The following is a 14,011-nucleotide window of genomic DNA, read 5'->3' as shown; positions in this document are numbered from 1 at the left end:
TTTTTTACAGCCCCTTTTTTATTGAATAAGAATGTGAAAATTATATCAATGTACAAGAAATAATATATATAAATAGGAATAAATGTATTCGAATATATAATTGCTGATTATATGGCTTGCATAAAAAATATAATTTGTTTTATTGCACAAATAATAATTTAAAGGAGCAATGATTGTTTTTTACGATCATTATATGCGATGGTTATTATAAAGAATCCGTGACATACTCAATATATGCTGTACAAATAAAGCAATAATATAAAAAACAATATATCATATAAAAATAATATGATGTATTTAACGAGAAAAATAATTGTTAATTAGATATCAATATCTGAATAGCAATATTCTTAAAGTGAATTTGAAATTAATCAAATATACTGGTATACTATTAATGTATACGATTGTAACAATGGAGATCATGCCTTTATCAGGCGTTTTCTTCGATAAATCTGTTTGGGAGTGGATATTAAAATGGATTACCGTATTGAACACGATTCTATGGGCGAGGTCAAAGTGCCTGCTGATAAGTACTGGGGAGCTCAAACTGAGCGCAGTCATGAGAACTTCCTAATTGGTGTGGGTATTGAGACAATGCCGCGTGAGATCACCCGTGCTCTCGGAATTCTAAAGAAAGCTGCGGCAATTGCAAATCATGAACTCAGACCAGAAAAAATGACGGATGAAAAATGTAGTATTATATCTCAGGTCTGTGACGAGGTTATCAGTGGTTCGTTGAATGAGCATTTTCCTCTTGTTGTGTGGCAGACAGGAAGCGGCACACAGTCGAATATGAACGCAAACGAAGTTATCGCCAACAGAGGAAACGAGATCGCTGGAAAAAAACTTCTTCATCCGAACGATGATATAAATATGAGCCAGTCATCGAACGATACTTTTCCTACTGCAATGCATATTTCCTCAGTTCTTGCTCTTGAAGACAGAGTTATTCCTGCTGTTGAGGAGCTTATAACTACTTTTCGACGTCTTGAAGCTGAAAACGATGGGATAGTAAAGAGCGGACGTACTCATTTACAGGACGCTACGCCTATTAAATTCTCTCAGGAAATAAGCGGATGGAGAGCTTCTCTTGAAAAGGATAAAAAAATGATACTTGCCGCTTGTGAAGAGCTTAAGGAGCTTGCGCTCGGCGGTACGGCAGTAGGCACTGGTCTTAATGCTCCAAAAGGGTTTGCTGAAAAGGCAGCGACGGCAGTCGGAAGCCTTACAGGAAAGAATTTTAGAACATCACCAAATAAATTCCACTCTCTAACTTCAAAAGATGAAATAGTTTTTGCACACGGTGCCTTAAAAGCTCTTGCTGCTGATATGATGAAGATAGCAAATGATGTCAGGTGGCTTGCCTCAGGTCCGCGTGATGGCCTCGGAGAAATATTCATTCCTGAAAATGAGCCCGGTTCGTCAATAATGCCTGGCAAGGTCAATCCTACGCAGTGTGAACAGGTAACAATGGTCGCTGTACAAGTAATGGGCAATGACGTTTCTGTAGGTATGGCTGCGTCACAAGGCAATTTTGAACTTAATGTATTTATGCCGGTCTGCGCTTATAACTTCTTACAGTCTGCAAGGCTGCTTGCTGAGTCAATAAGATCCTTCAATAAAAACTGTGCAGTCGGTATAAGAGCAAATAAAGAAAAAATGCATCATAATCTTCACAATTCTCTTATGCTTGTAACAGCGCTAAATCCCTATATTGGCTATGAGAATTCCGCAAAAACCGCTAAAAAAGCTTTTAAGGACAATATTTCCCTTAAGGAAGCCTGTGTGGAGCTCGGATTTCTTACTGCTGAAAAGTTCGATGAAGTATTCCATCCGGAAGAAATGGTCTGATAATACACGAAAGGATGCTGACGTATGGAAACGTTTACATATTATCCTGGCTGTACGTTGAGAACAAAAGCCAAGGATCTTGATATTTATGCAAGAGTCTCGGCAAAGGCTCTCAATATTGCCCTTGAAGAACCGTCTGAATGGCAGTGCTGTGGCGGCGCATATACAACGGCAAAAGACGAGATTGCTACAAAGCTTTCGGCTGTCAGAGTTCTCAATGTTGCAAAAGAAGCCGGAAGACCTCTTATTACCGTCTGTTCAGCCTGCCATAATGTTATAAAGCAGACAAATTATGATATCTCTTATGATGAGGATATGGCTGCAAAGGTAAATAATTATCTTAAATTTGATGAATCCTATAATGGTGAGACCAAGGTATATCATTATCTTGAAATGCTGCGTGATATTATCGGCTTTGACGAACTTGCAAAGAAGGTCATTAACCCGTTAAAGGGAAAAAAGATAGCTGCATATTATGGTTGCCTTCTCCTCAGACCTTCAAAGGCACTTGCTATGGATGATCCTGAGAATCCGTCTATTATTGAGGATTTTATCAGAGCTATTGGCGGTACTCCAGTAATATATTCACAGAGAAACGAGTGCTGCGGCGGATACATAGCTCTTGAAGACAAGTCGCAGGCTCATAAAAGAAGTTCAGCTGTAATGAAGTCTGCTGAGGATCAGGGGGCGGATATGATAATTACTGCCTGTCCGCTCTGTATGTATAATCTTAGAAAGAATTCTGGTTCGGAACTGCCAGTATACTACTTTACGGAACTCCTTGCCGAAGCTCTTGGAGTAAAGGAGGAGAGCAATGAATAAGAACCTAAAAGAACAAGTACTCCGTTCAAGCGGAGTTAATGTGCTGAAATGTATGCGTTGCGGCAAATGCTCTGGAACCTGTCCGTCTTATGATGAAATGGAGTATCATCCTCATCAGTTCGTATATATGGTCGAGCGTGGAGACATTGAAAATCTTATGAACTCTAAGTCGATATATAAGTGCCTGACCTGTTTTGCCTGTGTTGACAGATGCCCGAGAAATGTTGAGCCTGCAAAGGTTGTTGAAGCTGTACGTCTTGCAGCAGTTCGTCAACAAGGAAATAACCATATTAATCCGAATCAGATACCTGAAATGCTTGACGAGGATATGCCACAGCAGGCTATCGTCACAGCTTTCAGAAAATACATAAAGTAGGGAGGGGATAGCCATATGCAGAGAATAGGTGTATTTGTCTGTCATTGCGGTACTAACATAGCGGCCACTGTAGATGTCAGAACTGTTGCTGAAACTCTTGGTCATGAGCCAGGGGTTGTTATCTCTCAGGACTATCAGTATATGTGCTCTGAATCGGGACAGAATCTTGTCAAGAATGCAATCAAGGAGCATAATCTGACAGGTGTTGTTGTATGTTCGTGCTCTCCGAGAATGCATGAGAACACATTCAGAAAAGCAGCTGCGTCAGCAGGACTTAATCCTTATCTTGTGGAAATAGCTAATATACGCGAGCAGTGCTCATGGATACACAAGGATATAGCCTCGGCAACTGAAAAGGCTATAATACTTGGTAAAGCTGCTGTAGCAAAGGTTCATCTCAATGCTCCGCTTACAGCAGGGGAAAGTCCTGTAGAAAAGCGCGCTCTTGTAATAGGTGGCGGTATCGCAGGTATTCAGACTGCCCTTGATATTGCGGAGGCTGGTTTTGACGTTGATATTGTTGAAAAGAATCCTACTATAGGCGGAAAAATGGCTCAGATAGACAAAACCTTCCCGACTCTTGACTGTGCTGCCTGTATCCTTACCCCAAAAATGGTAGAGGCTTCACAGAATGAGCATATTACTATTCATTCTTTCAGTGAAGTAACGGATGTAAAAGGATTTGTCGGTAATTTTACAGTAACAATAAAGAAAAAAGCCCGTTTTGTTGACGAGACCAAATGTACTGGTTGCGGACTTTGTACGGAAAAATGTCCTATGAAAAAAGTTCCTAACGAGTTTAATATGGGACTTGATAACAGAACTGCTATATATATCCCATTTGCACAGGCAGTTCCTAAGGTTGCTACTATCGACCCGAATCATTGTATGATGCTTTCAAAGGGTAAATGTGGTATTTGTTCATCTGTATGTTCAGTTGGTGCTATCGACTATGAACAGAAAGACAAATTTATCGAGCAGAAGTACGGTGCTATCGTTGTTGCTACTGGATTCAATCCTATTACTCTTGATAAGTATGATGAATTTGCATATAATCAGTGTCCCGATGTAGTTACTTCACTTGAACTTGAAAGGCTTATGAACGCGGCCGGTCCTAACGGTGGTACACTGCTTCGTCCTTCTGACAAGACTCACCCGCATAAGATAGTTTTCGTACAGTGTGTAGGTTCAAGATGCGATGATAGTAAGGGAAAGTCTTATTGTTCAAAGATATGCTGTATGTATACTGCAAAGCACGCAATGCTTATCCGAGAGAAATATCCCGATACCGAGGTATACGTATTCTACATAGACGTTCGTACTCCAGGCAAGAACTTTGACGAGTTTTACCGTAGGGCTGTCGAGCAATACAACGTACACTATATCAAGGGTATGGTGGGCAAGGTAACACCACGGTCAGACGGAAAGATTGACGTTCAGGCCTCTGATCTGCTTGCAAATGAACAACTACATATCGACGCTGATATGGTTGTTCTTGCTGCTGCTATCGAGCCTGACAAGACGGCACGTCCACTGGCTACTATGCTTACTACACAAATGGATACTAATGACTTCTTCACAGAAGCTCACCCGAAGCTTAGACCTGTAGAAAGCGCTACGGCAGGAATTTTCCTTTCAGGTGCCTGTCAGGGACCGAAGGATATTCCCGAAACTGTAGCTCAGGCAAGTGCTGCAGCCGCAAAGGCTATAGGACTTCTTGTAAAGAACAGTATAACTTGCAATCCCTGTGTTGCACATTCAAATGAGCTTATGTGCAATGGCTGTTCATCATGTGAAAAAGTATGTCCTTATGGTGCTATAACATACCTTGACAAAGAATTCAAAATGCCTGACAAATCTATTGCTGTACGAAGAGTTGCAAGTGTTAATCCTGCTGTATGTCAGGGCTGCGGTGCTTGTACTGTTGCTTGTCCTTCAGGTGCAATGGATCTCAACGGATTCTCTAACAGTCAGATAATGGCGGAGGTAGACGCAATATGCAAGTAAGTGAAAATAAAGAATTTCAGCCGCTGATCGTCGCTTTCTGCTGTAACTGGTGCTCATACGCAGGAGCAGATCTTTCAGGTACAAATAGACTTAGCTATCCGGCAAACGTAAAAATAATCAGAGTACCCTGCTCATGCCGTGTAAATCCTATGTTTATACTCAAAGCCTTTCAGCGTGGTGCTGACGGAGTTATACTATGTGGTTGTCACCCTGGAGATTGCCATTATACATCAGGAAATTACTTTACAAGAAGAAGAATGACTCTTCTTTTCAGTATGCTTGACTTTCTCGGTATTGAACGTGATAGAACGAGAGTTGAATGGGTTTCCGCAGCAGAGGGTGCTAAATTTGCTGCGACTATGAACGAATTTACTGAAGCAGTTAAAAAACTCGGCCCTAACCGAAGATTGGAGGATCTGCGATGCAGGAAGCAATGATTAATAAAGCAAAACAGCTTTTAGCTGATGGCACTGTTGACCGGGTCATCGGTTGGAAGAGGGGAGAATTCGCTTATGATATAACCCCGGCTGTATTTGAAACTGCTGAGGAGCTTGTAGCAGATTTTGTATACGATGACTTTACTTCAGCAAATGTTTCAAAATATCTTGTAAAGGAGAGCAGAAAGGAAGGCAGGATACTTGCTTTTCTTAAGCCCTGCGATACATACAGCTTCAATCAGCTCATCAAGGAGCATAGAGTTGTACGTGAAAACGTTTATATAGTCGGTATCCCAGGCGGTCCTAAACTTGATGCAGAGAAGATAAAGGCAAAGGGCATTACTGGAATACTTTCTGTTAAGAATGACAACTACACATTAAAAATAGATACAATATACGGTGAAGAAACCATGCCCTTCTATGAGGCTGTTCTGGATAAATGTGCCTCCTGCAAGAGCAAGAAACATGTAATCTATGATGAGCTTATGGGCGAGGAGGGTGATGTCCTCGACTCCAACCGTTTTGATATGGTTGAGAAGCTGGAGAATATGACTGCACAGGAGCGTTTTGAGTTCTGGAGAGAACAGCTTTCTAAGTGTATACGCTGTAATGCCTGTCGCAATGTCTGTCCAGCTTGTACCTGTGAGAAGTGCGTATTCGATAATCCAGATTCAGGAATTGAGAACAAGGCTCCTTCTGACAGCTTTGAAGAAAATATGTTCCATATAATCCGTGCTTTTCATGTCGCAGGCAGATGTACGGACTGCGGCGAGTGTTCGAGAGTATGTCCTCAGAATATACCGCTCCACCTGCTCAACAGAAAGTTTATAAAAGATATCAATGCCTTTTACGGTGAGTACCAGGCAGGTGAGGACATTGTCTCACGTGCTCCGCTCAACGAGTACAAGCAGGACGACTGCGAGGCAGGAATTGTTCACGAAAGGGGAGTGGAGTAATGCTGAGGATATCACTTGACAAGATTGATAAGCTTTTTGAAGCTGTCTCAGCTTCACAGACACTATATATCCCCGTTGATCGTGAAGATGGTGCGGCTGAGTATAAGAAGTACGAGAGCGGCATGAAACTCAGCAACGCTCTCAATACCGTCAGAAGCGCCAAAGATTTCTTCTTCCCTCAGACAGAAAACCTTGTGGACTTCAAAATGGAGGGCAAAAATATCGAAGTTATAGATGTCCGCGAGGAATCCGAGGATTTTGTTATCTTCGGTGTTCGCGCCTGTGATGCAAGAAGCTTTACTATACTTGATAAGGTATTCCTTGCTGAGCCAGTAGACAGTTATTATAAAAATCGCCGTGACCACGGTACAGTTGTTTCTATGGCTTGCACGCGCCCTGCTGAGACCTGCTTCTGCGGTACTTTTGGTATTGATGCGGTAGTTCCTGAGGGAGATGCTGTGTGCTACAACGACGGTGAGAGCTTATTTATCGAGGCTCACAACGAAAAGGGGCAGAAGTTTATTAGTAGTATTTCTTCTTTACTTGAAGAAGGAGATACGTCGAAACTTGAGGCTGAACGTGAAAAAACTAGAGAAATACTAAAAAAGTTGCCTCTTGCAAACCTCACTACAGATAAATTCGGCGGTGACAAGTTGAATGAGTATTTTAACTCTGACAAATGGGGAGATCTTTCAGAAAGCTGTCTTGGCTGCGGTACATGTACTTTTGTATGTCCTACATGCCAATGCTATGATATAAAGGATTTCAACACCGGTCATGGCATAAAGCGTTTCCGCTGTTGGGATTCATGTATGTATTCAGATTTTACAAAAATGGCTCACGGTAATCCAAGGCTTACTCAGCTTGAACGCTTCCGTCAGAGATTTATGCATAAGCTCGTTTATTTCCCAGCAAACAATAATGGAGAATTTGGATGCGTAGGCTGTGGAAGATGCCTTTCAAAATGTCCGATATCAATGAATATCGTAAAAGTCATGAAAGCATTGGAGGTAAAGTGATGAACAATGATACATTGATCCCTTATATTGGCGTTGTTACTGATATAAGACAGGATACTCCGGATGTAAAGACTTTCAGGGTGATATCACCTGAGGGGGGAAAGGTATTTGAGCATTTACCCGGACAGTGTGCGATGCTTTCGATTCCCGGAGTCGGCGAAGCCATGTTTTCAATAACCTCATCACCTACGAACAAGGAGTACATGGAGTTCAGCATAAAGAAATGCGGCTGTCTCACAAATTGGCTCCATGCTATGGAGGTAGGTCAGCAGATAACTATAAGAGGACCTTATGGAAACGCTTTTCCGGTCGAAACAGAACTCAAAGGAAAGGATCTTCTTTTTATTGCGGGCGGTATCGGTTTAGCTCCACTTCGTTCAGTTATCAACTATGTCCGTGACAACCGTTCAAACTACGGTGATGTACAGATAATCTACGGTTCACGTTCGAAGGAAGATCTTGTTGACTACAAGGAGATAATAGACGAATGGATGGCTGATGAAGGCATTGAAGTCAATCTTACAATTGACAATCCTCAGGAAGGTTGGGACGGTCATGTTGGCTTTGTTCCAAACTATGTTAAGGAGCTTGATCCTTCGGTAAATAAGACAGTTCTTATATGCGGTCCTCCCATAATGATAAAATTTACTCTAGCAGGACTGAAGGAACTCGGTTTCAGTGAAACACAGGTATACACTACTATGGAGCTTCGCATGAAATGTGGAGTAGGAAAGTGTGGCCGCTGCAACATTGGTAATAAGTATGTTTGCAAGGATGGTCCTGTTTTCCGTTTTGACCAGCTCGGTGAACTGCCCGATGAATATTAAAAAGGAGAAACTCGCATGGAAAATATGTTGAATGTTTATCTGTTCGGCAAGAAATATGAAGTGCCAGCAGGTCTTACAATAATGACAGCGATGGAATATGCAGGCTATGAGCTTGTAAGAGGCTGCGGCTGTAGAAACGGCTTCTGCGGTGCCTGTGCTACAATTTATAGAATAAAGGGCGAGATAGAGCTTCATGGTTGCCTTGCTTGTCAGACCGAGGTACAGGAAGGAATGTACATTGCTACTCTTCCTTTCTTCCCTCTTGAAAAAAGAACCTACAATATAGAGGAGATAAAGCCTGACCAGCAGATAATGATGCAGCTTTATCCAGAGATATACAGTTGTATAGGCTGTAATGCCTGTACTAAAGCCTGTACGCAGGAGCTCAATGTTATGCAGTATATCGCTTATGCTCAGAGAGGCGAATATGAAAAATGCGCAGAGGAGAGCTTTGACTGTGTAATGTGCGGAGTATGTTCGTCACGATGTCCTGCAGGAATTTCACACCCTCAGGTGGCAATGCTTGCAAGACGTCTCAATGGTAAGTATATAGCTCCGGAATGCGGACACCTTTCTGACAGGGTTAAGGAAGTAAACGAAGGTATATTTGATAAGGATATCGAAGAGCTCATGACAAAAGCGGTTGATAACATAGAAGAAATTAAGGATATGTATAATCACCGCGAGATCGAGAAGTAAGGAGGGGAGAGTATGTACAAGATAGAACAATTAAATGAACTTGCAAAGATTGTTGCTGCAAAAAGAAAAGAAAACGCAACTCTCGAACCTCGAAGAATGACAGCTGAAGAGAAGGACGATCTTCTTGCTCATTTTCACCCAGATTATAAACAGGATGAATTCACTGTTCTTTCCGCAGGCGTTAATAAGGGCGACAAAGTTCCGACACAGCTTGCGGAACTGCTTCAGGGCAGAAGCAGAATAACTGCTGATGACGTAGACCTTACTGCTCCAGATTATGAGACAGATGTGCTTATTATTGGTGGCGGCGGTGCGGGAACTTCAGCTGCTATAGAAGCTGACGAGGCAGGCGTAAAGGCAATGATCGTCACAAAGCTTCGTATAGGTGATGCAAACACAATGATGGCAGAAGGTGGCATACAGGCAGCCGACAAGCCAAATGACTCCCCTGCAATACATTTCCTTGACGCTTTCGGTGGCGGACATTTTGCTGCAAAGCCAGAGCTTGTAAAAAAGCTTGTTACCAAAGCCCCCGAGGCTATTCAGTGGCTTAATAAGCTTGGAGTGGAATTTGATAAAGAGCCTGACGGCACAATGGTAACTACTCACGGTGGTGGAACCTCACGCAAGAGAATGCATGCTGCAAAAGATTATTCTGGTGCAGAGATAATGCGAACCCTTCGCGATGAAGTCATAAACCGTGGTATCCCGGTTGTTGATTTTACAGCTGCTGTAGAGATAATACTCGATGAAAATGGTAGGGCAGCAGGTGCCGTTCTTATGAACATGGAAACAAAGGAACTTCTTGTTGCAAAGGCAAAGACTGTTATTATCGCAACTGGCGGTGCAGGACGTCTTCACTATCAGGGGTTCCCGACTTCAAATCATTACGGTGCAACTGCCGATGGACTTATCCTCGGCTACAGAGTAGGCGCAAAATTACTTTATGCTGATACATTACAGTATCACCCGACGGGTACGGGCTATCCTGAACAGATCTTTGGCGCACTTGTTACCGAGAAGGTTCGTTCTCTTGGCGCAAAGCTTGTGAATATCGATGGTGATGTATTCATGCATCCGCTTGAGACAAGAGATGTTACAGCTGCTTCTATCATACGTGAATGTACTGAGCGTGGCAAAGGAATTGAGACTACTCTCGGAAAGGCTGTATGGCTCGATACTCCTATGATCGAGTACAAGAATGGAGAGGGAACTATAGAAAAGCGTATCCCTGCCATGATGAGAATGTTCGGCAAATACGGCATAGATATACGTAAGGAGCCTATACTTGTATATCCTACGCTTCACTATCAGAATGGTGGCCTTGAGATTGCTGACGACTGCTCTACAGGAGTTGAGAATCTCTATGCAGCCGGTGAGGTGGCAGGTGGTATCCACGGCAGAAACAGACTTATGGGCAATTCTCTTCTTGATGTTATAGTTTTCGGAAGAAATGCTGGTATAAATGCTGCTGCTAAGGCTAAGGATACAACATGTCTGAAAAAGCTTACTCTCGCTCATATAGAAAAATTCAACAGGGAGCTTGAAGCAGTGGGCGCTGAAAGCGGTATGGCTTCACCAATGCTGCTTCCTCATTACGCTAGAAAGAAATAATAAATGAGACGCTGTAAACAGCGTCTCGAAAATATGTTATAATAAAAGAAAGTAAAGTGATAAATAATGGATATGTTTAATGGAATAATGTCAATTCATGGCGTTTCCTTCCTTATGATATCAGTTTTAGCCATAGCCGCTCTTGGTTATGTTCTCGGCAGAGTAACTATAAAGGGTATTTCTCTTGGTACGGCAGGTGTTTTCATTGTTGCGCTGATATACGGTTGCTTATTCTATAAAAATCTTTCATCTGAGATCAATGCTGATTTCGTTAGCAATGCATTAAAAATAGTTGATAATCTGGGACTTATACTTTTTGTTACAGCTGTTGGATTTATTGCAGGACCGAATTTCTTCGGTAACTTCAAAAAGAACTTCAAGTCTTATGTTCTTCTTGCTATCATTATAATATTCAGCGGTGGCCTTGCATGCGCAGGTTGCATTATGGTAGGCAGAAACTTCACGGATCTTAACAATGAGGAATTTACTGCTATGCTGACAGGAATACTGTCAGGCGCCCTTACAAGCACACCTGGGTTTTCAGCCGCTAAGGACGCGGTAGGTAACGATCATCTTCAGAGTATTGTTTCTGTTGGATATGCGATTGCCTATATTTTTGGAGTAATTGGTGTAGTACTCTTCGTTCAAATCATTCCTAAACTTACAAAAGCAGATATGGCAAAGGAAAGGGAACTGCTTGCATCAACTTCAAAGAAAGACACAAAAGAAAAAAAGCTGTCCAAACTTATAGAAATGGACAGCTTCGGTATCATGCCTTTTGCAATGGCTGCATTTTTGGGAATAATTATTGGCTCGTTTAAGTTCGGCAATTTCTCACTTTCTACAACAGGAGGCTGTCTACTTGTATCACTGATATTCGGACATTTCGGACGCTTCGGTAAATTCTCTGTAATGCCGAAGGATACAACACTTAAAGTTTTCCGTGAACTGGGCCTGATGTTTTTCCTGATCGGTGCAGGAGTTTCTGGAGGTGCAAAGTTCGTTCAGTACTTTAATGCTGTATATTTTGTATATGGAATGATAATGACTATTATACCTATGATAATCGGTTATCTGTTTGCAAAGTATGTTCTTAAGCTAAGCCTTCTCAACAACCTTGGTTCCATTACGGGAGGTATGACTTCTACTCCTGCTCTCGGCACTCTTATAAGTACTGCCGGTACAGAAAATGTTGCTTCTGCTTATGCAGCTACATATCCTGTCGCTCTAATATCTGTGGTACTAGTATCACAGTTCCTTATAATACTTTTTAAATAACATAAAAGCGCTTCCCAGTTGGGAAGCGCTCAATTTTTTATTTAACACCGTATTTTTCTCTGTAAGCAAGCATTTTGTCAAGGTATTCCTTACCAGGAACAATCTCTTTCTTTATCGCGTCGATGATATCCTCCATTGTTACAATTGGATATACTATAACGCCAAAATCACGTTTAACCTCCTGTACAGCTGAAAGATCACCTGTACCCTTTTCCATACGATCAACCGTGATGACCATTCCTGTAACATTTACATCGGCAGCCGTCATTAGTTTTGGCATTGATTCGCGTAGTGCCTTTCCTGATGTCATAACGTCATCTATTATAACGACTCTTTCTCCGTCTCTGAGCTCCTTGCCTACGAACATTCCACCCTCGCCGTGATCCTTTGCTTCCTTACGGTCAAAGCAGTATGATACGTCGATACCGTACTTATTGCTGAGTGCAACGACGGCTGAAACAGCAAGAGGAATTCCCTTATAGGCTGGACCAAAAAGTGTATCTACCTGAATATCATTAGCCTTGATACACTCTGCGTAGTATTCACCCAGTTTGGCAAGCTGAGCTCCTGTTTTGTAGTTGCCGCAATTTATAAAATAAGGAGCTATTCTGCCGCTTTTGAGAGTAAACTCTCCAAAAGTAAGCACTCCGCAGTCAACCATGAATTTTATGAAACTTTCCTTGTAGTTCATCTTTATGACCTCCGTTATGTATATTTCCTGCAAAGCAGGTGACCAGCTTTAAATCGCTTCATATATATGACCGCAGAAGGGACATCGCGGATAATCGAGATCAATTTCTGCGCCGCATTCGCTGCATATCTTTTTGGGGAGAATGTCTATGTTGTCATCTATATTTTTGTTGAATTCCCCAGCAAAACCCGTTGGGTGAGTTTGTGGAAACACGCCGATAAGCATACCACATTCAGCACAATAGTATCCGATAGTGGAATCATTGGGTACTTCACAAATCATGACATTATTCTCATAGAATGTTGATACGGGATATACAAGTGACGAATGCTTGCTTGGTATACCGCGTTGTTCTATTTTGAAAGTGCCCTTTATCATTGGTTTGCCGCAATGAAACATATCTCATCCCTCCCTTAGCGATTATAGTACTATTATAGACCTTTTTTATCAGGAATTCAAGACTCTGGAAAAATAAATTATAAATGTTTGTAAAAAACCTGAAATCTATTGCAAAGATGTTCAAAAAGGGGTATAATATATTTGTGTGTCATAATAAAATAATATGTATGCCGTTAAAAATGGTCCGGCAGCTCTTTACAGAAAAGGAGTCATATATGGCAAAGAAGAAAAGTATCACAAGAATATCCGATAAAAAAAGAGGAAGGCCAAAGATAAGGTTCAGTCTCTGGGGCCTTATTCTTATTTTTATGCTTTCATTCGCCGGATGTTTTATTATATATATGGTAGCAGCTAATATCGATGAAAATTTCTGGTCTGAGGAATTTGATAAAGTTGTTACTGAGAAAAAAGGTTCAAAGGTTCCAAATATTGACGACAGCGCCGATAAGGAGAACGAAGCCGAAGAAGAGAAAGATACTCAAGAAGTAACGACATCAGTAATAAATCCGATAGCACAGTCTTCGGCAAAGGATCAGTCTTATCTCAGTACATGCTGTCTTGTCACGGATTCATCGCTATTGGAAATAGACAAATACACGGGACTTAAGGATGTTATTGGAAGCGAAGCTCTCAGCGCTGCGGGCTGTAACACTGTTACTATCGAATCTTCATATGGAAATAAAACAGCCTATGAGATACTCCAGGTTAAAAAGCCAGAAAAGGTCTATATTATGCTTGGAAGTGATATTTTTACATCTTCTGTGGACGATATGATTGCAAGCTATACCGATTTCGTTAAAAATGTCAGAGGGTATCTCAGCACAGCGGACATATATATAATGCAACTTCCTCCACTTAGTGGAAGTTCTGACGTTGCGAGTGGAAACACGATCAATGAGTTCAATACAAAGCTTCTTACAGTTGCAAATCTAACCGGAGTATATTGTCTAGATACCAACACTGCCTTAAAGGGTGTGGACGGTAACATTTCTGAAGAGTATACAGAACAAGAGTCTGGCAGACTCAACGAAAAAG

At 41.7% G+C, this 14,011-nt stretch carries 14 protein-coding genes; 12 read left to right on the top strand and 2 right to left on the bottom strand.

What is annotated here, in order from left to right; all coding sequences use genetic code 11:
* Window positions 1-474 precede the first annotated feature (474 nt).
* From fumC to J6U00_RS01370, 11 genes are all read left to right on the top strand, one after another.
* Window positions 475-1,851 carry a class II fumarate hydratase gene (gene fumC / locus J6U00_RS01420; RefSeq protein WP_296577876.1) on the top strand — a complete coding sequence of 459 codons (1,377 nt, stop codon included), beginning with the start codon at window positions 475-477 and terminating at the stop codon, window positions 1,849-1,851.
* 24 nt (window positions 1,852-1,875) lie between these two features.
* Complete coding sequence (locus J6U00_RS01415; RefSeq protein ID WP_296577874.1) at window positions 1,876-2,673, top strand: CoB--CoM heterodisulfide reductase iron-sulfur subunit B family protein; 798 nt, start codon at window positions 1,876-1,878, stop codon at window positions 2,671-2,673.
* Window positions 2,666-3,049, top strand: a complete 384-nt coding sequence (locus J6U00_RS01410) for a 4Fe-4S dicluster domain-containing protein (RefSeq protein ID WP_296577872.1) — start codon at window positions 2,666-2,668, stop codon at window positions 3,047-3,049. Before J6U00_RS01415 ends, J6U00_RS01410 begins: the two co-directional genes overlap by 8 nt.
* A 15-nt stretch (window positions 3,050-3,064) precedes the next feature.
* A complete protein-coding gene (locus tag J6U00_RS01405; RefSeq protein WP_296577870.1) occupies window positions 3,065-5,056 on the top strand; it encodes a CoB--CoM heterodisulfide reductase iron-sulfur subunit A family protein in 1,992 nt (663 codons plus the stop codon).
* Window positions 5,047-5,493: a hydrogenase iron-sulfur subunit gene (locus tag J6U00_RS01400; protein WP_296577868.1), complete on the top strand. Its 447-nt coding sequence runs from the start codon at window positions 5,047-5,049 to the stop codon at window positions 5,491-5,493. The genes J6U00_RS01405 and J6U00_RS01400 overlap by 10 nt, the downstream gene beginning before the upstream one ends.
* Window positions 5,478-6,449 carry a 4Fe-4S dicluster domain-containing protein gene (locus J6U00_RS01395; RefSeq protein WP_296577866.1) on the top strand — a complete coding sequence of 324 codons (972 nt, stop codon included), beginning with the start codon at window positions 5,478-5,480 and terminating at the stop codon, window positions 6,447-6,449. The genes J6U00_RS01400 and J6U00_RS01395 overlap by 16 nt, the downstream gene beginning before the upstream one ends.
* Complete coding sequence (locus tag J6U00_RS01390; protein ID WP_296577864.1) at window positions 6,449-7,468, top strand: 4Fe-4S dicluster domain-containing protein; 1,020 nt, start codon at window positions 6,449-6,451, stop codon at window positions 7,466-7,468. Before J6U00_RS01395 ends, J6U00_RS01390 begins: the two co-directional genes overlap by 1 nt.
* The gene (locus J6U00_RS01385; RefSeq protein ID WP_296577862.1) at window positions 7,468-8,295 is read left to right on the top strand and encodes an FAD/NAD(P)-binding protein; all 828 of its coding nucleotides are present in this window, start codon (window positions 7,468-7,470) and stop codon (window positions 8,293-8,295) included. Before J6U00_RS01390 ends, J6U00_RS01385 begins: the two co-directional genes overlap by 1 nt.
* A gap of 15 nt (window positions 8,296-8,310) precedes the next feature.
* Window positions 8,311-8,994 carry a 4Fe-4S dicluster domain-containing protein gene (locus J6U00_RS01380; RefSeq protein ID WP_296577860.1) on the top strand — a complete coding sequence of 228 codons (684 nt, stop codon included), beginning with the start codon at window positions 8,311-8,313 and terminating at the stop codon, window positions 8,992-8,994.
* Between the two features lie 12 nt (window positions 8,995-9,006).
* Window positions 9,007-10,608 (top strand): FAD-dependent oxidoreductase, encoded by a 1,602-nt coding sequence (locus tag J6U00_RS01375; RefSeq protein WP_296577858.1) that lies wholly within the window; start codon window positions 9,007-9,009, stop codon window positions 10,606-10,608.
* A gap of 66 nt (window positions 10,609-10,674) precedes the next feature.
* On the top strand, window positions 10,675-11,886 hold the full coding sequence (locus J6U00_RS01370; protein WP_296577856.1) for a permease: 1,212 nt from the start codon (window positions 10,675-10,677) through the stop codon (window positions 11,884-11,886).
* Between the two features lie 37 nt (window positions 11,887-11,923).
* On the opposite strand, the gene pyrE is transcribed toward J6U00_RS01370, so the two are convergent.
* Window positions 11,924-12,577 (bottom strand): orotate phosphoribosyltransferase, encoded by a 654-nt coding sequence (gene pyrE / locus J6U00_RS01365; protein ID WP_296577854.1) that lies wholly within the window; start codon window positions 12,575-12,577, stop codon window positions 11,924-11,926.
* A gap of 48 nt (window positions 12,578-12,625) precedes the next feature.
* Window positions 12,626-12,976: a zinc ribbon domain-containing protein gene (locus J6U00_RS01360; protein WP_296577852.1), complete on the bottom strand. Its 351-nt coding sequence runs from the start codon at window positions 12,974-12,976 to the stop codon at window positions 12,626-12,628.
* A gap of 215 nt (window positions 12,977-13,191) precedes the next feature.
* Here J6U00_RS01360 and J6U00_RS01355 point away from each other — a divergent pair.
* Window positions 13,192-14,011, top strand: an 820-nt coding sequence (locus J6U00_RS01355) for a hypothetical protein (RefSeq protein ID WP_296577850.1), incomplete at its 3' end; no start/stop codon positions are given.

This window comes from Ruminococcus sp., assembly GCF_017650195.1.
Classification (GTDB): Bacteria; Bacillota; Clostridia; order Oscillospirales; family Ruminococcaceae; genus Ruminococcus.
This window is presented reverse-complemented; position numbering and strand designations above follow the sequence as displayed.